This is a genomic window from Pseudomonas sp. GZJR-8 (assembly GCF_002916705.1).
Classification (GTDB): domain Bacteria; phylum Pseudomonadota; class Gammaproteobacteria; order Pseudomonadales; family Pseudomonadaceae; genus Aquipseudomonas; species Aquipseudomonas synxantha_A.
This window is the reverse complement of record NZ_JXSI01000014.1, coordinates 25,244-46,939: the sequence shown is the minus strand read 5'-3', so window position 1 is coordinate 46,939 and position 21,696 is coordinate 25,244. Positions and strand designations below refer to the sequence as shown.

General features: G+C 59.0%; 18 protein-coding genes. 3 read left to right on the top strand and 15 right to left on the bottom strand.

Annotation, left to right across the window (positions count from 1 at the left end):
• Positions 1–68: 68 nt before the first annotated feature.
• The 3 genes from rpoD to rpsU form a co-directional block, all read right to left on the bottom strand.
• Complete coding sequence (rpoD, locus tag TK42_RS23215; RefSeq protein ID WP_005792068.1) at positions 69–1,919, bottom strand: RNA polymerase sigma factor RpoD; 1,851 nt, start codon at positions 1,917–1,919, stop codon at positions 69–71.
• A gap of 67 nt (positions 1,920–1,986) precedes the next feature.
• Positions 1,987–3,957, bottom strand: a complete 1,971-nt coding sequence (dnaG, locus tag TK42_RS23210) for a DNA primase (RefSeq protein WP_103735238.1) — start codon at positions 3,955–3,957, stop codon at positions 1,987–1,989.
• 443 nt (positions 3,958–4,400) lie between these two features.
• Positions 4,401–4,616, bottom strand: a complete 216-nt coding sequence (gene rpsU / locus TK42_RS23205) for a 30S ribosomal protein S21 (RefSeq protein ID WP_002551877.1) — start codon at positions 4,614–4,616, stop codon at positions 4,401–4,403.
• 203 nt (positions 4,617–4,819) lie between these two features.
• Between rpsU and tsaD the strand changes: the two genes are divergently transcribed.
• On the top strand, positions 4,820–5,845 hold the full coding sequence (tsaD, locus tag TK42_RS23200; protein ID WP_005792063.1) for a tRNA (adenosine(37)-N6)-threonylcarbamoyltransferase complex transferase subunit TsaD: 1,026 nt from the start codon (positions 4,820–4,822) through the stop codon (positions 5,843–5,845).
• A 31-nt stretch (positions 5,846–5,876) separates the two neighbouring features.
• Here tsaD and plsY read toward each other — a convergent pair whose 3' ends face one another.
• Positions 5,877–6,446, bottom strand: a complete 570-nt coding sequence (gene plsY, locus TK42_RS23195; RefSeq protein ID WP_005792062.1) for a glycerol-3-phosphate 1-O-acyltransferase PlsY — start codon at positions 6,444–6,446, stop codon at positions 5,877–5,879.
• Positions 6,447–6,520: 74 nt separating this feature from the next.
• On the opposite strand from plsY, the gene folB reads away from it, so the two are divergent.
• Together folB and folK are read left to right on the top strand one after the other, a co-directional pair.
• Entirely contained in the window at positions 6,521–6,874 is a 354-nt protein-coding gene (folB, locus tag TK42_RS23190) for a dihydroneopterin aldolase (protein WP_032879173.1), read from the top strand.
• A complete protein-coding gene (gene folK / locus TK42_RS23185) occupies positions 6,865–7,383 on the top strand; it encodes a 2-amino-4-hydroxy-6-hydroxymethyldihydropteridine diphosphokinase (RefSeq protein ID WP_032879174.1) in 519 nt (172 codons plus the stop codon). Before folB ends, folK begins: the two co-directional genes overlap by 10 nt.
• 114 nt (positions 7,384–7,497) lie before the next feature.
• Here folK and TK42_RS23180 read toward each other — a convergent pair whose 3' ends face one another.
• The 11 genes from TK42_RS23180 to TK42_RS23130 form a co-directional block, all read right to left on the bottom strand.
• Positions 7,498–8,730 (bottom strand): multifunctional CCA addition/repair protein, encoded by a 1,233-nt coding sequence (locus tag TK42_RS23180; protein WP_103735237.1) that lies wholly within the window; start codon positions 8,728–8,730, stop codon positions 7,498–7,500.
• A 63-nt stretch (positions 8,731–8,793) separates the two neighbouring features.
• Complete coding sequence (locus tag TK42_RS23175; RefSeq protein WP_005792056.1) at positions 8,794–10,359, bottom strand: SpoVR family protein; 1,566 nt, start codon at positions 10,357–10,359, stop codon at positions 8,794–8,796.
• Positions 10,356–11,627 carry a YeaH/YhbH family protein gene (locus TK42_RS23170; RefSeq protein ID WP_005792055.1) on the bottom strand — a complete coding sequence of 424 codons (1,272 nt, stop codon included), beginning with the start codon at positions 11,625–11,627 and terminating at the stop codon, positions 10,356–10,358. Before TK42_RS23170 ends, TK42_RS23175 begins: the two co-directional genes overlap by 4 nt.
• 113 nt (positions 11,628–11,740) lie before the next feature.
• Positions 11,741–13,663, bottom strand: coding sequence for a PrkA family serine protein kinase (locus TK42_RS23165; protein ID WP_003194732.1), 1,923 nt, complete (start codon positions 13,661–13,663; stop codon positions 11,741–11,743).
• A gap of 285 nt (positions 13,664–13,948) precedes the next feature.
• The gene (gene glpE, locus TK42_RS23160; RefSeq protein ID WP_032879179.1) at positions 13,949–14,278 is read right to left on the bottom strand and encodes a thiosulfate sulfurtransferase GlpE; all 330 of its coding nucleotides are present in this window, start codon (positions 14,276–14,278) and stop codon (positions 13,949–13,951) included.
• Positions 14,279–14,287: 9 nt separating this feature from the next.
• The gene (locus tag TK42_RS23155) at positions 14,288–15,139 is read right to left on the bottom strand and encodes a symmetrical bis(5'-nucleosyl)-tetraphosphatase (protein WP_078822480.1); all 852 of its coding nucleotides are present in this window, start codon (positions 15,137–15,139) and stop codon (positions 14,288–14,290) included.
• Positions 15,139–15,519, bottom strand: coding sequence for a Co2+/Mg2+ efflux protein ApaG (gene apaG, locus TK42_RS23150; RefSeq protein ID WP_032879182.1), 381 nt, complete (start codon positions 15,517–15,519; stop codon positions 15,139–15,141). The genes TK42_RS23155 and apaG overlap by 1 nt, the downstream gene beginning before the upstream one ends.
• 190 nt (positions 15,520–15,709) lie before the next feature.
• Complete coding sequence (rsmA, locus tag TK42_RS23145; RefSeq protein ID WP_005792048.1) at positions 15,710–16,522, bottom strand: 16S rRNA (adenine(1518)-N(6)/adenine(1519)-N(6))-dimethyltransferase RsmA; 813 nt, start codon at positions 16,520–16,522, stop codon at positions 15,710–15,712.
• The gene (gene pdxA, locus TK42_RS23140) at positions 16,519–17,508 is read right to left on the bottom strand and encodes a 4-hydroxythreonine-4-phosphate dehydrogenase PdxA (RefSeq protein WP_078822479.1); all 990 of its coding nucleotides are present in this window, start codon (positions 17,506–17,508) and stop codon (positions 16,519–16,521) included. The genes rsmA and pdxA overlap by 4 nt, the downstream gene beginning before the upstream one ends.
• Positions 17,505–18,839, bottom strand: coding sequence for a peptidylprolyl isomerase (locus TK42_RS23135; protein ID WP_143508490.1), 1,335 nt, complete (start codon positions 18,837–18,839; stop codon positions 17,505–17,507). The genes pdxA and TK42_RS23135 overlap by 4 nt, the downstream gene beginning before the upstream one ends.
• The gene (locus tag TK42_RS23130) at positions 18,820–21,594 is read right to left on the bottom strand and encodes an LPS-assembly protein LptD (protein WP_032879186.1); all 2,775 of its coding nucleotides are present in this window, start codon (positions 21,592–21,594) and stop codon (positions 18,820–18,822) included. Before TK42_RS23130 ends, TK42_RS23135 begins: the two co-directional genes overlap by 20 nt.
• Between the last annotated feature and the right edge of the window lie 102 nt (positions 21,595–21,696).

The window sequence follows — 21,696 nt, the reverse complement described above, 5'->3', positions numbered from 1 at the left end:
GGAGGGGTGTTGCGGGGAATTTTATCTGTGCAAAACAAACCCCCCGGCCTGGGCCGGGGGTTCTGGTATCACTCGTCGAGGAAGGAGCGCAGATGCTCGCTTCGCGTCGGGTGGCGCAACTTGCGCAGTGCCTTGGCTTCGATCTGACGGATCCGCTCGCGGGTCACGTCAAATTGCTTACCGACTTCCTCAAGGGTGTGGTCGGTGTTCATGTCGATGCCGAAACGCATGCGCAGTACCTTGGCTTCACGGGCGGTGAGGCCGGACAGTACGTCACGAGTCGCTTCTTTCAGGCTCTCAACGGTGGCGACATCGATTGGCGACTGCATGGTCGAGTCTTCGATGAAGTCACCCAGATGGGAGTCTTCGTCATCACCAATCGGCGTTTCCATGGAGATCGGCTCTTTAGCGATCTTCAATACCTTGCGGATTTTATCCTCAGGCATTTCCATGCGTTCGCCCAGCTCTTCCGGGGTCGGTTCGCGACCCATTTCCTGCAACATCTGCCGGGAAATACGGTTGAGCTTGTTGATGGTCTCGATCATGTGCACCGGAATACGGATGGTGCGGGCCTGGTCGGCGATCGAGCGAGTGATCGCCTGACGAATCCACCAGGTTGCATAAGTCGAGAACTTGTAGCCGCGACGGTATTCGAACTTGTCTACCGCTTTCATCAAGCCGATGTTGCCTTCCTGGATCAGATCCAGGAACTGCAGGCCACGGTTGGTGTACTTCTTGGCGATCGAGATCACCAGACGCAAGTTCGCTTCAACCATCTCTTTTTTCGCGCGGCGGGCCTTGGCCTCACCGATCGACATGCGACGGTTGATGTCCTTGATTTCAGCAATCGTCAGACCGGTTTCGGTCTCAAGCGCAGTCAGCTTCTGCTGGCAGCGGATGATATCGGGCTGCAGGCGGCCGATGGCTTCGGCGTATTTCGCCTTGCCCTTGGCCAGTGCGTCGGTCCAGCTTTCGTCAACTTCGTTGCCCGGGAACTGGCGCAGGAAGTCGGTACGCGGCATACGGGCATCACGCACGCACAGCTGCATGATTGCACGCTCTTGTGCACGCAGACGCTCAAGGGCGCTACGAACGCGCTCGACCAAACCTTCGAATTGCTTGGGCACCAGCTTGATCGGCATGAACAGCTCAGCCAGCGCCACCAGCTCGGCAATTGCCTGCTTGTTGGAGCGACCATGCTTCTTCAGGGCCTTGCGGGTGATTTCCATTTGATCGGAAACCGCACCGAAACGCTGGGCCGCGACGATTGGGTCCGGGCCGCTTTCGACTTCATCTTCGTCGTCGCTGCTGGCTTCGGCGTCGTCGTCTTCGGCGTCATCATCCGCTTTCGCGGCTTTGGCGTCGACAGGCGGCGGTACTTCGGCGGCAGGCGGCGCAATGCCGTCGTCCGGGTCGATGTAACCGCTCAAGACGTCGGACAGGCGGCCACCTTCGGTGGTGACGCGGGTGTACTCGGAGAGAATGTGGTCAACCGTGCCTGGGAAGTGCGCAATTGCGCCCATCACTTCACGGATGCCCTCTTCGATACGCTTGGCGATTTCGATTTCGCCTTCGCGTGTCAGCAGCTCGACAGTACCCATTTCACGCATATACATGCGCACCGGGTCCGTCGTGCGGCCGATATCGGTCTCTACTGCAGCCAGCGCGGCAGCAGCTTCCTCAGCGGCGGCCTCGTCGGTATCAGCGTCGGCCAGCATAAGGGAATCCTTATCTGGCGCGACTTCGAATACGTTGATCCCCATGTCGTTAATCATGCGGATGATGTCTTCCACCTGCTCTGGATCTGAAATATCCTCAGGCAGGTGGTCGTTGACCTCCGCGTAAGTCAGGTAACCCTGCTCACGACCAAGTGTGATCAACTCTTTGATACGAGACTGCTGTTGCGCTTTTCCGGACATAACACCCTATCCACTGAAGGTCTTGGCGGGCAAAAAACAAGCCGAGGATTATACCCGAGCTATGACCTCACACGCCAGCTGAGGTCGGGTTTGATGCGTAAACATTCTGTTTTAAGAGGTCGCGCATCTGTTTTGCTATCTGAATCTGCTCTTCAGCCGACAATCCCGGCTGCCTTGCTCTCTTAATGAGCTCATCGAGGGTCTGAGTGTGTTGACCCGCAGATAACCTATTAATGGTGTCTAAAAACTGTTGTTCAAGGTTGTCGCCGTCAATTAGCCACTCCTTTTCCGCCAATGCTTTCAATAAACGGCCTTGTTCCGTGCCGTGCCAGCGAGCCATCAGCTGGATTGAGTTTAGCTTGGGATTTTTCTGCACCGCCTCGATCAGGGCAATCAGCACCTGGGCGTAGGTGTTGCTTTCGTTGGCAAAGTGGTCGGCGCTTTCAACCTTGCCGGCCAGTTGTGGGTGATGAATCAGCGTACGCAGCGCAATAAGCGTCGGGGCTTCCACTGCTACGGGTGTGCGTGGAGCGTAGGCTTCATCGCGATCACCGCGCTTGCCGTTTTTGCTCCAGGGTTTCTTGTCCCATTTCTTGCTGCCGGCCCCGGGCTTTTTCGGCGTCCACTCCTGTTGGGGGGCAAAGGCCTCCTGAGGCTGGTGAAAGTCGGCATAGTCCGGCATGGCGTCGTAATCCATGCCTGGATCGTAGGCTGGCGGCGCATCTTGCGGTGCGCTATGCACCAGCTGGCTCACGGCTTCGCCACTCAAACCGGTAATTTCCAGCAGGCGCTGGCGCATCAGCGTGCGCAAATTGGCGCCTGGCACCTTGTCGATCAATGGCGCAGCGAGGGTGGCCATATGAGCCTTGCCTTCGAGCGAGCGCGGGTCGGCTTCTTCGGTCAATTGCTGGAAAAAATAATCCGCCAGCGGCTGCGCATGTTGATTGATGCGCGCACGGAACGCGTCGGTACCCTCCGAACGGACCAGGGTATCCGGGTCTTCGCCTTCGGGCAGGAACAGGAAGCGTGCGCGGCGCCCGTCCTGCAGGCTTGACAGTGTGGCCTCAAGCGCACGCCAGGCGGCGTTACGGCCGGCCTGGTCGCCGTCAAAGCAGAACAGCACGCTGGGCACAACGCGGAACAGGCGCTTCAAATGCTCTTCGCTGGTGGCGGTGCCCAGGGTTGCCACGGCGTTGCGCAGACCTTGCTGGGCCAGGGCGATCACGTCCATATAGCCTTCAACCACGATGATTTCGTCGAGGTTGCGGTTGTTCTTGCGCGCTTCGAACAGGCCGTAGAGTTCCTGGCCCTTGTGGAACACCGGGGTTTCCGGGGAGTTCAGGTACTTGGGCTTGTCGTCCCCGAGTACGCGGCCACCGAAGGCGATGATGCGGCCACGGCTGTCGCGGATCGGAAACATCACGCGGTCGCGGAAACGGTCATAACGCTTGCCGGTCTCGGCGTTTTCTATCAGCAGGCCGGCATCGATCATGGCCTTTTGCTGCAGGGTGTCGCTGCTCAGGTGTTTGTACAGGTTGTCCCAGCCGGGCGGCGCGAAACCGAGGCCGAAGTCGCGGGCGATTTCACCGGTGAGGCCGCGGCCCTTGAGGTAGTCAACGGCGGCCTTGCGCTGCGGATGGCTTTTAAGCGCCTGGCGATAGAAGTCGGCGGCCGCGGTCAGCAGCGGATACAGCGGCGAATCGGTAGGTTGCCGGGGTTTGTGCGGGCGGCCACTTTCTTCCCGGGGGATTTCCATGCCCGCGGCTTTTGCCAGATCCTCGACGGCCTGGGGAAAGTCCAGGTTGTCGTGGTCCATCAGGAAGCCGAGGGCGTTGCCGCCAGCGCCGCAACCGAAGCAATAATAGAACTGCTTGTCGGGGCTGACACTGAATGACGGCGTTTTTTCTTTATGGAACGGGCAGCAGGCGGTGTAGTTTTTGCCGGCTTTTTTCAGCTGTACGCGTGAGCTGACAACATCGACGATGTCGGTGCGGTTCAGAAGGTCGTCAATAAAGCTCTGGGGAATCAGCCCGGCCATGGCGTTCTCGTCATCACTGCGTGTAAATGAGGGCCCGTGAAGTGTTCAAGCGCACGTATGGAGTGCTTGATCATCATCGTCTGCATGGGTCTTCAGGAAGTGTATCTGCCGAATATTCACTGAGGGTAGTTTCTGATCAGTGTTCGGCATGGAAATGTTGCCCGGGCGTCCGGTCTTGGCCAATGGTGGGCCTCGGAAACGCATCGATGGGCACAGCCGATACAGTTGATCGTCTGCTTGAAGAATAGGTGTGCTCGTCAGTAGCCTTGTTAGGCTCGTCAGAAGAGACGTGCACCGCTGGCAAAAGAGCCAGCCCTGACGTGTGAAGCAGTGTCTCGGTCGCATGTGCGGCGTCGACTGTGAAGCATCAAGCGATATCCGCAAATGCCAACAGCCCGGCTGAGGGCCGGGCTTGGCAGAAGCTTGCTACGAACGTCTGTGTATTAGTACAGACGAACGGCGCGGCGCTGTTCGCGCTGAACTTTCTTGGCGTGACGCTTAACAGCGGCTGCTGCTTTACGCTTACGCTCAGAAGTTGGCTTCTCATAAAATTCGCGGCTACGAACTTCAGCCAGAACACCGGCTTTTTCGCAGGAGCGCTTGAAACGACGCAGAGCTACGTCGAAGGGTTCGTTCTCTTTTACTTTGACGGCTGGCATCCAGAGCTACCTTCTTTCATTACCGGGAATCAACGTTCTCGTCGCAAAAAATTCGCGGCTGAGGTCGTCGGTTTTTAAGGGTTGCGGATGTTAACCCCTCATTGGCCGGAATGCAAAGCCTCTGATCGAAAACCGCTAGTCGGGAGGGGGAGTGGCGACTATTATGCGCGCCTTCGAATTCAGCCTCTACAAGGCGCAAACCCATGCTAGTACTGGGACTTGAAACCTCCTGCGACGAAACCGGAGTCGCACTATACGACAGTGAACGCGGGCTTTTGGCCGATGCACTGTTCAGTCAGATCGACCTGCACCGCGCCTATGGCGGCGTGGTTCCGGAGCTGGCCAGCCGTGATCATGTCAAACGCATGCTGCCGTTGATTCGCCAGGTGCTGGATGAGGCCGGCTGTGTGCCGACCGAGATCGACGCCATCGCCTACACGGCAGGCCCCGGATTGGTCGGAGCCCTTCTGGTTGGGGCTTCTTGCGCCCAGGCGCTGGCCTTTGCCTGGGGTATTCCCGCCCTTGGCGTGCACCACATGGAAGGCCATTTGCTGGCGCCGATGTTGGAAAAAACACCTCCAGAGTTCCCGTTCGTCGCTTTGTTGGTGTCGGGTGGTCATACGCAGTTGGTTCAGGTCGATGGAATCGGCCAATACACGCTGTTGGGCGAGTCCCTGGATGATGCCGCCGGTGAAGCGTTCGACAAAACCGCGAAGATGATGGGGCTTAACTATCCTGGTGGTCCGGAAATCGCCCGTCTGGCCGAGAAAGGCGTCGCCGGGCGCTACGTTTTCCCGCGTCCGATGTGTGATCGGCCGGGGCTGATGTTCAGTTTCAGCGGTTTGAAAACGTCCGCGCTGAATACCTGGCAGCAGAGCGTCAGCGCCGGGGACGACGGTCAGCAAGCCCGTTGCGACATCGCACTGGCGTTCCAGCAGGCCGTGGTAGAGACTTTGACCATCAAGTGCAAGCGCGCCCTCAAGCAGGCAGGTATGAAGCGGCTAGTGATCGCAGGCGGCGTCAGCGCCAATAAGGCGTTGCGCAGTTCGCTTGAAAAAATGCTCGGCGACATGCAAGGCCATGTGTTCTACGCCCGCCCGGAATTCTGCACTGACAACGGCGCGATGATTGCCTACGCCGGCTGCCAGCGCTTGCAGGCCGGGCAGCATGAAAGCCTGGCGATCAGCGTGCAGGCGCGCTGGCCGATGGAGCAGTTGCCGCCGCTGTAGGGCTTACGTGAACCGGTTTCGCCCGGCGTATTTAAAAATGCCGTTCGCGCCCGGCAAACAGGTCGCGTAGATTGCCGCGGTGGCGCCAGACGATCAGCAGTGTCAGCACGCTCATCGGCAGTAACGCCTGCGGTGCCTGCCAGGCCAACAGCGGCAGGGTAAGCGGCGTGGCAATCAGCGCGGCCAACGAGCTGGTACGGGTCAGGTAGAACGTCAGCAGCCAGGCGAGCATGGCCAGCAATGCTGCCGGTGGGTAGATGCCCAGCAGCATCCCGGCCGCGGTGGCGACACCCTTGCCACCGCGAAAGCGGAAGTACAATGGGAACAGGTGACCGAGGACGGCGCATATGCCCACCCAGGCCTGCTGTTGCAAAGTAAGGCCGGCGAGACTGGCGATCAGCACGGGCAGAAGGCCCTTGCAAACGTCGCCCAGCAGGGTCAGGACGGCAAGTTTCTTGCCGGCCAGGCGCAACATATTGGTGGCGCCGGCATTGCCTGAGCCACTCATTCGCGGGTCGGGATTTCCCGTCAGGCGGCTGAGCAAAATGGCGAAGGACAGCGAGCCGAGCAGGTAGGCGAAAATCGCCAGTGACCAAAACATGCTAACTATTCCGGGCGAGGACGCCCTGATTCTAACGGGGCATCGCGCCCTTGTCGTGCTGCGGAGAAGAGTGCTTGGACAGAGTGTTTATCGAAGGCCTGGAAGTGGACACCGTGATCGGGGCCTACGACTGGGAGCGCGGCATCCGTCAATGCCTGCGCCTGGACCTGAGCTTTGCTTGGGATAATCGCCCGGCCGCCGCGGGTGATGACCTGACCCTGGCGCTGGACTACGCCAGTGTATCCGCGCGTATCCAGGCCTTTGCCGAGCATTCCCAGTATCAGTTGGTGGAAACCTTTGCCGAGCGCCTGGCCGAAGTGCTGATGAGCGAATTCCAGATTCCCTGGTTGCACCTCAAGTTGACCAAGCCAGGCGCGGTGCCCGCTGCCAAGGGCGTGGGCGTGGAGATCGAGCGCGGATGTCGTTGACTCAGGTTTACCTCGGGCTTGGCAGCAACATCGAGCGCGAGAGCCGTCTATGTGCCGGCCTGGATGCGCTGGCAGGGTTCCTGACGCAGATGCGCTGCTCGGCGGTGTTCGAGAGCCAGCCGGTGGGTATCAAGAGCGGGCCGTTTTTCAACCTGGTGGTGTCGGCCTATACCGACCTGCCGTTGATGGAGCTGGACCGTCGACTCAAACTCATCGAGGCCGATAATGGCCGGTATGCACCTGACCGCAAAGGGTTACCGCTGGATATCGATGTGCTGTTGTATGGCGACTTGGTGGGGGATTTTGATGGATTGATCCTGCCGCGAGCCGAAATTCTGAAAAATGCCTTTGTATTGTGGCCGCTGTCGATGATGGCGCCGGACCGTGTTCACCCTGAGGCTGGCAAGACAATGGCCGAGCTGTGGCGCGATGCGCAGATCGATCAGGTGCTGGCGCCTGTCGGCTTTGAGTGGCAAGGCCAGCAACTTACACCGGACACCCTCCTGTAGAAGCCGAGCTTGCCGTGGCGAGGGAGCTTGCTCCCGTTGGGCTGCGCAGCAGCCCCACTATTTTGGGAGCGCTTCGCACTCCAGCGGGAGCAAGCTCCTTCGCCACAAAGGCCGTTATTTCGGTGAAGGCTGTTCCTTGTAGGCTTTCAGCGCGTTCAGCCGTTCGCGCTTGAGCGCTTCTCCCAGCTCGGGGCCTTTGAAACCTTTTTCCAGCAGTGGTGCGACCGGTACTTCGCGTGCAGCCTTCGCCGCGCCGCGCAAATAATCCGCCTGTGGATAACTGCGCTGCTCAAGACCCTTGCGGCCCCGGGCATCCATTTCGCAGGCCATCACAAATTCTTCGAAGCGTTGCGGCCGGCGGTACACGTCAAAGCTTTGCAGCAACTCCAGCAAAGTCGAGGCTTTCAGCTCCAGCGCTCGATGCCCATGGGTATGATATTGCCCCACCAGCAAGGCCAATTCCTGGCAATCCCTCGGTACCTTGAAGCGTTCGTTCACCGCCTTGATCAGCTTCAAGCCACGGTGCTCATGGGCAATATGCTGCGGCAACTTATCCACAGGCGTCAGGCCCTTGCCCAAATCGTGCAGCAGGCAGGCCCAGCGTACGGTCAGCGGCTGTTTGTACAATGCAGCTTGTTCCAGCACGCTCAAGGTGTGTACGCCAGTATCTATTTCCGGGTGATGGGCTTCGGGTTGCGGTACGCCGAACAGGGCATCTACCTCCGGTATCAGGGTTTTCAGCGCATCGCAGTCGCGTAGCATCTGGATGAAAACCTGTGGCTGATCCTCCATCAGTGCGCGGGAGATTTCCTTCCAGCTGCGCTCGGGGGTAAGGGCCTCCAGTTCGCCGGACTCACTGAGCTGGCGCATCAATTCCAGCGTCTCGGGTGCGACCTTGAAACCCAGGTGTGCATAACGTGCGGCAAAGCGGGCGACGCGCAGTACTCGCAGAGGATCTTCGGCGAACGCGGGGGAAACATGACGCAAAATGCGCGCTTCAAGATCGCGTTGGCCGTGATAAGGGTCGGTCAGGGTGCCGTCATCGTCTTCTGCCATGGCATTGATGGTCAGGTCGCGACGAATCAGGTCTTCCTCCAGCGTGACATCGGGGCTCGCGTGAAACACAAAACCACCGTAGCCTCGGCCACTCTTGCGTTCGGTGCGGGCGAGGGCGTACTCATCGCCGTTTTTCGGGTCGAGAAATACCGGGAAATCGGCCCCTACGGGCTTATAGCCTTTGGCGAGCATCTCTTCGGTCGTTGCACCTACGACGACACGGTCGATATCGGTGACCTTGATGCCCAGCAGGCGATCACGCACCGCACCGCCGACTTTGTAGATTTTCATGAAAAAGCCTCCATTAGCGGCACAGGATAACGCCTGTGCCTGAGCAATGGAGGCTTTGCTGTTTCAGAGATGAACGACGGCCATGTCCAAGCGGCCGTAGTCGTTGTCGTTATGATCGCTGCGCGGGGGCACATGATGGGTTTTCATCACCTGATCGCCTTGCAGGGTCTCCAGGTGGATGTCAAACCCCCACAGTCGGTGCAGGTGCTTGAGCACTTCCTCGGTGGAATCGCCCAACGGCTTACGGTCGTGTTGCTGATGACGCAGGGTGAGCGAACGGTCGCCGCGCACATCGATGCTGTAGATCTGCACGTTGGGCTCGCGGTTGCCCAGGTTGTATTGGGCGGCCAGGGTTTCGCGAATGATGCGGTAGCCGGGTTCATCATGGATAGCCGGGACCACAAGGTCGTCTTTCAGGTCGTCATCCAGAATGCTGAACAGCTTGAGGTCACGAATCACCTGAGGTGAGAGGTACTGCAGGATGAAACTCTCGTCCTTGAAGCTGCTCATGGCGAACTTGATGGTCGACAACCAGTCGCTGCCAGCGATCTCCGGGAACCAGCGACGATCCTCCTCGGTGGGGTGTTCGCACATGCGACGGATATCGCGGTACATGGCAAAGCCCAGGGCATAGGGGTTGATGCCGTTGTAATACGGGCTGTCGAAGCCGGGTTGGAAGACTACGCTGGTGTGGGACGTGAGGAACTCCATCATGAAGCCGTCCGTGACCAGGCCCTCGTCGTACAGGTCGTTCATCAGCGTGTAGTGCCAGAATGTTGCCCAGCCTTCGTTCATCACCTGTGTTTGGCGCTGCGGATAAAAATACTGGGCGATCTTGCGCACGATACGCACAATCTCACGTTGCCAAGGCTCCAGCAGCGGGGCGTGTTTTTCCAGAAAATACAGGATGTTTTCCTGGGGTTCGGCGGGGAAGCGTGCATTGTCCTTGTCGTTGTTTTTGCCGGCGCGCTTGGGAATGGTGCGCCACAGGTCGTTGATCTGTTTCTGCAGGTGCTCCTCGCGTTCCTTCTGGCGCAGGCGCTCTTCCTCGGCTGAAATCGGATAGGGACGCTTGTAGCGGTCGACCCCGTAATTCATCAGTGCATGGCAGGAGTCCAACAGGTCTTCCACCGCATCAATGCCGTGTCGTTCTTCGCATTGCATGATGTACTGCTTGGCAAACACGAGGTAATCGATGATTGAGCTGGCGTCGGTCCAGGTTCGAAACAGGTAGTTGCCTTTGAAGAAACTGTTATGTCCATAGCAGGCATGAGCCACCACCAGCGCCTGCATGCAGATGGTGTTTTCTTCCATCAGATAGGCGATGCACGGGTCGGAGTTGATCACGATCTCGTAGGCCAGGCCCATCTGGCCTCGCGTATAGGACTTCTCGGTGCTGAGGAAGTGTTTGCCATAGGACCAGTGGTGATAACCCAGCGGCATGCCCACCGAGGCATAGGCATCCATCATTTGCTCAGCGGTGATCACTTCAATCTGGTTGGGGTAAGTGTCCAGGGCATAACCTGCCGCGATACGGCTGATTTCCCGGTCATAGGCCTGGATCAGTTCAAAGGTCCACTCGGAGCCAGTGGATAGGGGTTGGCGCTTGTTCTCTTTTTTGGCGGTCATGTCACTAACCTGCGCTGGAAGAGTTCACGGAAGACCGGATAGATATCGCCGGCCGAGACCAGTTGCTGTTGGGCGAACGTGTCGGCAAAGGCTTCGCCGATGCGCTCGTATTCGAACCACAGGGCCTGATGCTCACGGGGGGTGATTTCAACATAGGTGTAGTACTGCACGAACGGCATGATCTGGTTGATCAGAATGTCGCGGCAGATCGGCGAATCGTCGTTCCAATTGTCGCCATCCGAAGCTTGTGCAGCGTAGATGTTCCATTCGTTGGCAGGGTAGCGCTCGGCCATGATTTCCTGCATCAGCTTCAAGGCGCTGGATACGATGGTGCCGCCGGTTTCCCGCGAATAAAAAAACTCTTCTTCATCCACTTCCCGTGCGCTGGTGTGATGGCGAATGAAAACTACGTCAATCTTGTCGTAGTTCCGTTTCAGGAACAGGTACAGCAGGATGAAGAAACGCTTGGCGATGTCCTTGGTGGCCTGGGTCATGGAGCCGGAGACATCCATCAGGCAGAACATCACGGCCTTGGAGCTGGGGTTGGGTTGCTTGACCAGCAGGTTGTATTTCAAGTCAAAGGTGTCGAGGAACGGGACGCGGTGAATGCGTGCGCTGAGTTTCTCGATTTCTACCTCGATTTCCTGGATATCGCCGAAGTTGTCTGGTTCTTCACGCTTCAAACGCGCCAGCTCTTCCTTGGCCGCCTTCAGTTTTGCGCGGCTGCTGCCCGAGAGGGCGATGCGTCGTGCATGGGCTGAACGCAAAGTGCGGATGATGTTGATGCGCGAGGGGTTGCCCTCGTTGCTGATCCCGGCGCGTACGGTCTTGAACGTGTCGGTGCCGGTCAGGTTGCGCTTGACCAGGTTGGGCAACTCCAGGTCTTCAAACATGAATTCGAGAAATTCCTCCTGGGTGATCTGGAACACGAATTCGTCCATGCCTTCGCCGGAATTACCGGCCTTGCCCGGACCTTTGCCGCCACCGCCGCCTTGTGGGCGCTGGATGTGTTCGCCGGTGGTGAATTCCTTGTTGCCGGGGTGCACGACGGTCTGTTTGCCGCCGCGCCCGTGGTGAAGCACGGGCTCGTCGATGTCCCGGCCGGGAATGCTGATTTGCTCGCCATGCTCCATGTCGGTAATGGAGCGGCGGCTGACGGCTTCTTCTACGGCCTTTTTGATGTGGTCACGGTAACGCCGCAGGAAACGCTGGCGGTTTACCGTGCTCTTGTTCTTGCCATTAAGGCGTCGGTCGATCACATAGCTCATGGGGAGCCCTCCGGGCAGCTTCACGTTACAAGCTTCAAGCCGCGAGCTGGAAGCTTAGAGACAAGCGGTCAGCCGCCAGGCCGGATGCCTGGCAGCGTTGGCTTGTCGCTGCCTTACTGCGATTTACGCACCCGCAAGTACCACTCGGAGAGCAGTCGTACCTGTTTGTCGGTGTAGCCGCGCTCGACCATTCGTGTGACGAAGTCGTTGTGTTTTTGCTGATCCTCCTTGCTGGCCTTGGCATTGAAGCTGATGACCGGCAGCAGATCCTCGGTGTTGGAGAACATTTTCTTTTCGATGACCACCCGCAGCTTCTCGTAGCTGAGCCAGGTGGGATTCTTGCCATTGTTGTTGGCACGGGCGCGCAGTACGAAGTTGACGATTTCGTTGCGGAAATCCTTTGGGTTGCTGATGCCGGCCGGTTTCTCGATCTTCTCAAGCTCTTCGTTGAGCGCCACGCGATTGAGGATTTCGCCGGTTTCCGGATCGCGGTACTCCTGGTCCTGAATCCAGAAGTCGGCGTACAGCACATAGCGGTCGAAGATGTTCTGACCGTACTCGCTGTAGGACTCAAGGTACGCGGTCTGGATTTCCTTGCCGATAAACTCGATGTAGCGCGGTGCCAGGTATTCCTTGAGGAAGCGCAGGTAGCGTTCGCGGGTTTCCGCCTGGAATTGCTCCTGTTCGATCTGCTGCTCCAGTACATACAGCAGATGCACCGGGTTGGCGGCGATCTCGTGGGGGTCGAAGTTAAAGACTTTGGACAGGATCTTGAACGCAAAGCGTGTCGACAGGCCATTCATGCCCTCATCGACGCCCGCTGTATCGCGATACTCCTGGATCGACTTGGCCTTGGGGTCGGTGTCCTTGAGGTTCTCGCCGTCATACACCCGCATTTTCGAATAGATATTCGAATTCTCCGGCTCCTTGAGGCGCGACAGTACGGTGAACTGGGCGAGCATCTTCAACGTGTCGGGTGCGCAGTGGGCCTTGGCCAGGGAGCTGTTGAACAGCAGCTTGTCGTAAATCTTGATCTCATCGCTGACCCGCAGGCAGTACGGCACCTTGACGATATAGATCCGGTCGATGAAGGCTTCGTTGTTCTTGTTGTTACGGAAGGTGTGCCATTCCGATTCATTGGAGTGGGCCAGCAGGATCCCGGTGAACGGAATCGCGCCCAGGCCTTCGGTGCTGTTGTAGTTGCCTTCCTGGGTAGCGGTGAGCAGTGGGTGGAGCACCTTTATCGGCGCCTTGAACATCTCCACGAACTCCATCAAGCCCTGGTTGGCCCGGCACAGCGCGCCGGAGTAGCTGTAGGCGTCAGCGTCGTTCTGTGGGAATTCTTCGAGTTTGCGGATATCGACCTTGCCCACCAGTGCAGAAATATCCTGGTTGTTTTCGTCGCCCGGTTCGGTCTTGGCCACGCCGATCTGGTTGAGGATCGACGGGTAGAGTTTCACTACGCGGAATTGGCTGATATCACCGCCGAACTCGGCCAGGCGCTTGGTGGCCCAAGGCGACATGATGGTGTTGAGGTAGCGCCGCGGTATACCGAAGTCTTCTTCGAGAATCGCGCCATCTTCCGTGGCGTTGAACAGGCCCAGGGGCGACTCGAAGACCGGCGAGCCCTTGATCGCGTAGAAGGGCACCTTCTCGATCAACTGCTTTAGCTTTTCCGCCAGGGACGACTTGCCGCCGCCGACTGGCCCGAGCAGGTAAAGGATCTGTTTCTTCTCTTCCAGGCCTTGGGCGGCATGGCGGAAGTAGGAGACGATCTGGTCGATGCATTCTTCCATGCCATGGAAGTCTTCAAAGGCCGGATAGCGGCGGATCACCTTGTTGGAGAATATTCGCGACAGGCGCGAATTGTTGGCGGTTTCCACCAGCTCCGGCTCGCCGATCGCCAATAGCAGGCGTTCGGCGGCAGAGGCATAGGTGCTGCGGTCCTGCTTGCACAGCTCGAGATACTCTTGAAGCGTGAGTTCTTCCTGCTGCGTGGACGCGAAGCGTTGTTGGAAGTGGCTAAAGATACTCATGACGTCGTCACCTCGCTCGATACGTGGAGCCGACGCCGGATCAATCAGCGGATGCTGGCAGTCATTGACACGCGCCAATGGCTGTTTTCCCCCCAGAACACCCTGAAACGCTACCGATGACCCGTACGCCGGTGTACCGGCTCTCCCCTGATTCGGATGGCCTGCGCTTAAGGATAGTTCGGAATCCGGGAGGTCAAGGCGCGATGCGCAATTAGTTTGGCTGCGCCGTTCGTCAGAAACGGCGCAAGCCCAAGCGTCACGCGGGATAGCGGGGTGTGAAAAAAATTATTGCGAATCGCCTTCGGAAATTTCCGAAGGGTAGGTCCCACGCCACAGCTCAAAGCCGCCGTCCAGGCTATAGACGTCGGAGAAGCCCTGGCTGACCAGGTAAGCGGCCGCGCTCTGGCTGGAATTGCCGTGGTAGCAGGCTACGATCAGCGGCGCATCGAGGTCGGCGGCGCGGATGAAGTCGGCGATGTTGACGTTGTCCAGATGCTTGGCGCCGGGGATATGAGCTGCCGCATAGGTAGGCTGGTCGCGGATATCGACGACCACCGCGCCTTGCTCGCGCAGCGCTTGGGCTTCTTGGGGAGGGATACGTTTGAATTCGGTCATGGCGGGCTCCTATGGTTTGGCGGCGGCCGGCTGGGTAATGGAAAGAGGGGGTTCACACTGGCAGCCGAAGCGCTCGCCGGTGTCGATGTTCATCAGGGTCATGGCGCCGCCCCATACGCAGCCGGTGTCGAGGGCGAACACGCCGGGTTCGTCGCATTTGCCTTCCAGGGCGGCCCAGTGACCAAAGATGATCTTCGTATCACGGGTCTTGCGCTCCTTATGGGCGAACCATGGCTTGTAGCCGGGTAGCGCGGTGTCGGCGCCTTCCTTGCTCTTGAGGTCCAGCTTGCCTTCAGCGGTGCAGAAGCGCATCCGCGTAAAGTAGTTGGTGATCACGCGCAGGCGGGTTACGCCCGTGAGGTCGTTGTCCCACTTCACCGGTTCGTTGCCGTACATGCCGTCCAGGTAGGTGGTGTACAGGGTGTCATCGGCCAGTGCACTTTGGACTTCAGCGGCGCATTTGAGGGCTTTTTTCAGCGTCCACTGAGGTGGGATGCCTGCATGCACCAAGGCCATGTTGCGGCCCTCATCGTAGTGCATGAGTTTTTGCCGGCGCAGCCAGTCGAGCAACTCGGCGCGGTCCGGCGCTTCGAGGATTTCGCGCAGGGTGTCGCCCTTTTTCAGGCGCTCGATGTTATTGCCGGCCGCGAGCAGGTGCAGGTCGTGGTTGCCGAGTACGCATACCAGCGAGTCACGCAGGCTATAGAGATAGCGCAGGGTCTCCAGGGAGTGGGGGCCTCGGTTGACGAGGTCGCCCACCAGCCACAGGCGATCGCTTGCGGGGTCAAAGGCTACGCGCTCGAGCAGGCACTTGAGAGGTTCCAGGCAACCTTGCAGGTCGCCGACCGCGTACGTCGCCATCAGTGCAGGGCTCCGGGCACCGCGAGGCGGAAGGGCTTGATCGTTGCGTCGAACAAATGACCGTCGGTAGCTTTCATCTGATACGAGCCCTGCATGGTGCCGACCTTGGAGGTCATCACCGTGCCGCTGCTGTAGGTGTGGCTGGCGCCGCTGTTGATCAAGGGTTGCTGGCCGACAACGCCTGCTCCACGCACTTCCTCGACCTGGCCGTCGCCATCGGTAATGACCCAGTGGCGCGACAGCAGCTTGGCCGGGACCAACCCGTTGTTTTTTACGGTGACGGTGTAGGCAAAGGCAAAGCGGTTCTGTTCGGGTTGCGATTGGTCCGCCAGGAAGCGGGTGACGACGCTGACGTCGATCTGATAGCGAGGATCGGACATGCAAGAGGCCTTAAAAGCAGGGGACAGCAGATGCGGGTCAGTCTAGGCCATGAGGTGGGCACTAGGCCAGATACGTGATCCAAATGTGGGAGGGGGCTTGCTCCCGATAGCGATGTGTCAGTTGAAAATGTATCCACTGATACTCCCCTATCGGGAGCAAGCCCCCTCCCACATTGGATCGCGTTGAGCCTTATCCTTCTGTCGGAGCTGGCTGAATCGCCAGTTGGTCAGCCAGGCGTACGAACGCGGCCAAGTCCAGCTGTTCGGGGCGCAGGCTGCCATCGACACCGGCAGCTTCGATTTCAGCGTTGCTCAGCAGGGCCTTGAGCGTGTTGCGCAGCGTCTTGCGGCGTTGGTTGAACGCTTCACGCACAACGCGCTCCAGCAGCTTGTGATCCTTGGCTGGGTGGGGCAGCACGGCATGCGGCACCAGGCGTACGATGGCTGAATCAACCTTCGGCGGCGGGTTGAACGCGCCCGGGCCGACGTTGAACAGGTGCTCCACGCGGCAATGATACTGGACCATGATCGACAAACGGCCCCAATCACCACCGCCAGGGCCTGCGGCCAGGCGCTCTACCACTTCCTTCTGCAGCATGAAGTGCATGTCGCGGATGATCCCGGCGTTGTTCAGCAGGTGGAAAATCAGCGGTGTGGAGATGTTGTACGGCAGGTTGCCCACCACCCGCAGGCTATTGGGGGCGGCATTCAGGCTATTGAAGTCGAACTTCAGCGCATCGCCCTGGTGCAGGTTGAAGTTGGGCTTGCCAGCGAACTGCTGGTTCAGGATCGGGATCAGGTCCTTGTCCAGTTCCACCACGTCCAGCTGCCCGCCGCTCGCCAGCAGGCCTTGGGTCAGCGCGCCCTGGCCCGGGCCGATTTCCAGCAGGCGGTCTTCTGGCTTGGCGTGGATGGAGCGCAGGATGCGATCGATGACACCCGCGTCGTGCAGGAAGTTTTGCCCGAAGCGCTTGCGCGCCCGGTGTTGGTAATGCTCAGTCATATACGGGTCTCGGCCATCTGATAGGCGGTTTCCAGGGCTACGTGCAGGCTGCCGGTATCGATCTTGCCGCTGCCCGCCAGGTCCAGGGCTGTGCCATGGTCGACGGAGGTGCGGATGATCGGCAGGCCCAGTGTCACGTTGACTGCAGCGCCGAAGCCTTTGTACTTCAGCACGGGCAGCCCCTGGTCGTGGTACATCGCCAGCACTGCGTCGCAGTGCTCCAGATATTTGGGGGTAAACAGAGTGTCTGCAGGCAATGGGCCACGCAGGTCCATGCCTTCTTGGCGCAGGCGCTCTAATGTCGGTTCAATGATGTCGATTTCTTCATGGCCCAAGTGGCCGCCTTCACCGGCATGGGGGTTTAGCCCGCAGACCAGGATACGCGGTCGGGCAATGCCGAATTTGTGTTGCAGGTCGTCATGCAGGATGCGCGTGACGCGCTCTATGCGCTCGGCGGTGATGGCGTCGGCAATATCGCGCAGTGGCAGATGTGTGGTCACCAGCGCAACACGCAGGCCACGGGTCGCCAGCATCATCACGACCTGTTCGGTATGGGTCAGCTCGGCGAGGAATTCGGTATGGCCGGAAAACGCGATGCCGGATTCGTTGATCACGCCTTTATGCACGGGCGCGGTGATCATGCCGGCAAAGTCGCCGTCGATGCAGCCTTGCCCGGCGCGTGTCAGGGTTTCCAGCACAAAGGCTGCATTGGCCTTGTTCAGTTGCCCGGCGACCACCTTGGCCTGTAAAGGGGTGTCCCATACATACAGGCTGCCGGCCGGGGCGGGCAGGTCCGGCCAATTGCCCGGTGCCACTTCCAGCAAGTTGACAGCCACGCCCAACTGCGCGGCCCGCTCAAGGAGCAGGTCGCGGCTGGTAATGGCAATCAGGGGGTGTGGCTGAGGTTGCGAGGCGAGCAGCAGGCACAGGTCTGGACCAATGCCGGCCGGCTCGCCGGGTGTCACCGCGAAACGCTGGGGTTTCACTGGGTTGCCTGGTCGGTGCCTGTTTGCTCGGCGCCTGGCAGCTTGTTCTCTACGTAGGCTTCGTCACGGATCTGACGCAACCAGGTTTGCAGCTCTTCGTCGTATTTGCGGTTACGCAGCACGGTCAGGGCTTGCTGCTCGCGGGCCTGGTTGGTGTTGTCGGTGGCGCGACGGCCAAGGACTTCCAGGACATGCCAGCCGTATTGAGTCTTGAACGGCTTGGACAATACGCCTTGCGGTGTGTCGGCCATGACCTGTTGGAACTCGGGCACCAGGGCTTTCGGGTCGATCCAGTTCAAGTCGCCGCCGTTAAGGGCAGAACCAGGGTCTTCCGAGAAACTTTTGGCCAGGGTGGCGAAGTCTTCACCGCTTTCGATGCGGTCGTAGATCTTCTGCGCCAGTTCCTTGGTTTGTGCCTCGGTACGGATTTCGCTTGGTTTGACCAGGATGTGACGAACGTGTACTTCGTCTTTCAGCGAGGTCTCGCCGCCGCGCTTGCCCAGCAGCTTGAGGATAATGAAGCCACCTGGGGTACGTGCCGGTTGGGTGATGCCGCCGACTTCCATGGAGCTCAGCTCGCGATCGAACGGAGGCGGCAGCTGTGCGGCTTTACGCCAGCCCATGTCACCGCCGTCCAGTGCGTTATCGCTGCCGGAGACGGCAATGGCGGTCTGGGCAAAGTCAGCACCGGCTTTCAGGCGGTCGTACACCGCTTGGGTCTTGGCCGCAGCGGCATTCAGTTGCTCGGAGTTGGCGGCGTCAGGGGTAGGAATAAGAATATTGGCCAGGTGCAGTTCTTCGGAGAGCTGCATCTTGCCAAGGTCCGAGGCCAGGAAGTTCTTCACTTCCTGCTCCGATACCTGGACCCGTTCGGCCACACGGCGCTGGCGCACACGGCTGATGATCATCTCGCGCTTGATCTGGTCGCGGGCGTCCTCATAGGACAAGCCATCGTGAGCCAGGGCGGCGCGGAACTGATCAATGCTCATGTTGTTGCGTTGAGCGATGGTGCCGACGGCCTGGTTCAGCTCTTCGTCCGAAATCCGGATGCCGGAACGTTCGCCGATCTGCAACTGCAGGTTTTCGACGATCAGACGCTCCAGTACCTGGGGTTCCAGGACGCTGGTCGGCGGCACACCACCGCCACGCTTGGCGATGGTTTGCTGAACTTCCTTGACCCGTTGGTCCAGCTGGCTCTGCATGATCACGTCGTTGTCGACGATGGCCGCTACTTTATCCAGCTGTTGAACCGCGGCGTGTGCCGAAACAGTACCCAGGAACAGCGCGCCCAGCACTAGCGGGCGCAAACACTCAGAAAGCTTTGTCTTCACGTTCACGATAACCTTCAATGCCTTTGTCGAGGAAGCTCTCTACCTTGGCGCCGGTCAGGCCGCCGAGTCCTTTGAGGACGATCTGGAAGAAGAGCCCGTGGTCACCCTTTTCGTTAAGCGGGGCGATCTGGCTGTATTCGTCGTTGGAAACCCAATAGCGATTGATAACGCGCAGTTTCCAGCAGCAGTTGTCGTACTCGAAACCACCGAAGGCTTCCAGGGTGCGGTTGCGGGCATAGTCATACTGCCAGCGGGTGATCAGGTTCCACTGAGGAATGATCGGCCACATCATCGAGAAGTCGTGTTGCTGGATTTTGTAGTAATCCTTCACGTAGTTCTCTTGACCCGGAGTGCCGTAGTCACCACCGAACTGCCATTTGCCGGTCAGCTGGTTGTAGACCACCTGGTCGTTGCGATAGCGGTAGCCGAGGTTGACGACCTTGTTCGGGTTGTCTTCTGGCTGGTAGTGGAACATCGCGCTGCCAGAGCGTGGGGCATGGCTTTCAGTGTCCCAGTTATAATCGGCCGTGGCACGCCAGTCGCGGTTGAAGCGGAATGCGTATTCCAGAGCGATCGGCGAGACATCTGTTCGGGAGTCATCTCGGTCAGCGGCCAGGACTCCTGGCAGTTGAACCTCGCGATCCTTGAAGTACAGTGCCTGGCCCACGGAAACACGCTGGCGTTCGAAGCCATTTTCTTCGATCCACCGGCTGGTTACGCCTAGGGATAACTTGTTCTCGTCACCGATCCGATCGTTACCGGCGAAGCGGTTATCACGGAATAGAGAGGCATAGCTGAACGAATATTCACTGGTGTCGAAAACCGGAATATCGCTTTGATCTTTGTTCGGTACGTAGAGATAGAACGCCCGCGGCTCAAGGGTCTGGTTATAGTCTTTACCGAACCAATTGGTTTTGCGGTCGAAGTACAACCCGCTGTCTACGCTCGCGATAGGAACAGCGCGATCTTGCGAACTCTTGAACTCATCGCCGGGAGCGAGCGTATTTTTACCGATGCTATCAAGGTCGAGATCGTATTTTGTATAAACGTACTTGAGCTTCGGAGTCACGAAGCCGTAAGTCCAGTTCATCGGATATTCGACCGCTGGGGCAACATTCAGGCGAGTACCGTTTGCACGGGTCAGGCCAGTGACATAGGTATCCAGTCGGCGCGAAACCAAGCCGTTCTCATCGGTAAAATCACCGTTCTCCAAATCTCGATCGAAACGTACGGCTTCGGTTTCATAGCTGAAGTTCAGGCCGCCAGGGTGGAATGGCAGTTGACCATTGAGTGTTAGCTGCGGCAGCCGGTCATACGGCGTGATTTGGGAAATTGTCGCCAACTGGTAGGCTTGAACATTCAAGCGAGCCTGATAGGAGTCACCACGGTACGTCAGGGAACCCTGTTGGTTCAGGAAGTCCTGGCTCTCAACCCCTTCCTCATACGACTTCAAATCCTGGAAGTAATAAGGATCGCTGATTCGGGTGTAATCCACCTGCGACGTCAGACGCGAATCCAACCCACCCTTATGCTGCCAATTGAGCATATAACGGGTTTTTTCGTAATCGGTCTGCTTCTTCCGCTCGTCGCTATCATCATTGAGATACGCCCCACCAAACTGCCCTTCACTCGACTTGGTCAGGTAGCGGAATTCGCCCTCCATCAACAAGCCGCGCTTGGTCATGTATTGCGGGTACAACGTGGCATCGTAGTTCGGTGCCAGGTTGAAGTAGTACGGCGTTACCAGCGTAAAGCCAGTCTCGCTGCCGGTGCTGAAGCTCGGCGGCAGGAAGCCGGATTGACGACGGTCGTCGATCGGGAAGTAGATGTACGGGGTGTACAGGATCGGGATGTTCTTGACCCGCAACGTCGCGTTGGTGGCCGTACCGAAACCGGTGGCCGGGTTCAACGTGATGTTGTTGCCCTTGAGCTGCCAGGCGTTGCTGTCCGGCTCGCAGGTGGTGTACGTACCGTCCTTGAGACGGATGATCGCGTTCTCGGCACGCTTGGCGTACAGGGCGTTACCGCGAATGCGCGACTTGTGCATCACGTATTCGGCGTTGTCGATCTGGGCGGCGCCGGTGTCGAGCTGGACCTGGGCATGGTCGCCCACGATCAGCGCGCCGTTGTCGCGCAGTCGCACCTTGCCGTTCAGCTCGCCACGGTTCTCGGCCTGGTACAGGCTGGCTTCGTCCGCTTCAAGCTGCATGCTGCCCTGGCGCATGACCACGTCACCGGCCAGGGTGGCGACCTGCTGTTCCTGCTCGTAGCGCGAGGCCTTGGCACCGATGAAGGTCGGCGCATCGCTCTTGTCCGTCTTGTCGTTCATGCCAGGACGAGTCGGCTCGATGTAGGCACCGCCGCAGTAAGGGCCGGTCTCGGCCAGCTGCGCAGCAGTCAGCTTGTCGCGAGGCACCCAGTCCAGGTGGCTGTAGTCGGCGCTGCGCGAGCGCAGGCCACGGCCCTTGGATTCGGTGACCAGCACGGTCTTGGGCTCGGCGTCGACGCTGCCGCCAGCCTTGCCTTGCGGCGTGCCGTTGGCCGAGCTGACGGCAGAACCGTCATGCACCGGGCGCGGTGGCAATGGGGCTGCGGCGGTCTTCGGCGCGCAATCCCAGGCACCCGAAGCAGAGACTGAGCAGTCATACTGTTCCGCGGCGACCACGAATGAGGTGGCGAAAGGTTGCAAGGCCAGCAGACTGCCGGTTACCAGCAACGGAAATTTTCTACGAAACGCGGGGGATTTCAATGCCATCTTATTAGTCCGGGCTTCCTGCGTGCCATCTGCCCGCGGTTTGGGCCGCACGCCTCTCGATGGTCTGAAAAAGATGCGTGATAATAAAGCATGCCCCGCTTG

Bases quoted from the DNA above. Each gene is read 5' to 3' on its own strand.
- rpsU (WP_002551877.1), bottom strand. From the start codon at position 4,616: ATGCCAGCCGTCAAAGTAAAAGAGAACGAACCCTTCGACGTAGCTCTG.
- rpoD (WP_005792068.1), bottom strand. From the start codon at position 1,919: ATGTCCGGAAAAGCGCAACAGCAGTCTCGTATCAAAGAGTTGATCACA.
- folK (WP_032879174.1), top strand. From the start codon at position 6,865: ATGTCGTTGACTCAGGTTTACCTCGGGCTTGGCAGCAACATCGAGCGC.
- plsY (WP_005792062.1), bottom strand. From the start codon at position 6,446: ATGTTTTGGTCACTGGCGATTTTCGCCTACCTGCTCGGCTCGCTGTCC.
- TK42_RS23175 (WP_005792056.1), bottom strand. From the start codon at position 10,359: ATGACCGCCAAAAAAGAGAACAAGCGCCAACCCCTATCCACTGGCTCC.
- TK42_RS23165 (WP_003194732.1), bottom strand. From the start codon at position 13,663: ATGAGTATCTTTAGCCACTTCCAACAACGCTTCGCGTCCACGCAGCAG.
- dnaG (WP_103735238.1), bottom strand. From the start codon at position 3,957: ATGGCCGGGCTGATTCCCCAGAGCTTTATTGACGACCTTCTGAACCGC.
- TK42_RS23130 (WP_032879186.1), bottom strand. From the start codon at position 21,594: ATGGCATTGAAATCCCCCGCGTTTCGTAGAAAATTTCCGTTGCTGGTA.
- tsaD (WP_005792063.1), top strand. From the start codon at position 4,820: ATGCTAGTACTGGGACTTGAAACCTCCTGCGACGAAACCGGAGTCGCA.
- TK42_RS23170 (WP_005792055.1), bottom strand. From the start codon at position 11,627: ATGAGCTATGTGATCGACCGACGCCTTAATGGCAAGAACAAGAGCACG.
- TK42_RS23180 (WP_103735237.1), bottom strand. From the start codon at position 8,730: ATGAAAATCTACAAAGTCGGCGGTGCGGTGCGTGATCGCCTGCTGGGC.
- TK42_RS23155 (WP_078822480.1), bottom strand. From the start codon at position 15,139: ATGGCGACGTACGCGGTCGGCGACCTGCAAGGTTGCCTGGAACCTCTC.
- rsmA (WP_005792048.1), bottom strand. From the start codon at position 16,522: ATGACTGAGCATTACCAACACCGGGCGCGCAAGCGCTTCGGGCAAAAC.
- apaG (WP_032879182.1), bottom strand. From the start codon at position 15,519: ATGTCCGATCCTCGCTATCAGATCGACGTCAGCGTCGTCACCCGCTTC.
- glpE (WP_032879179.1), bottom strand. From the start codon at position 14,278: ATGACCGAATTCAAACGTATCCCTCCCCAAGAAGCCCAAGCGCTGCGC.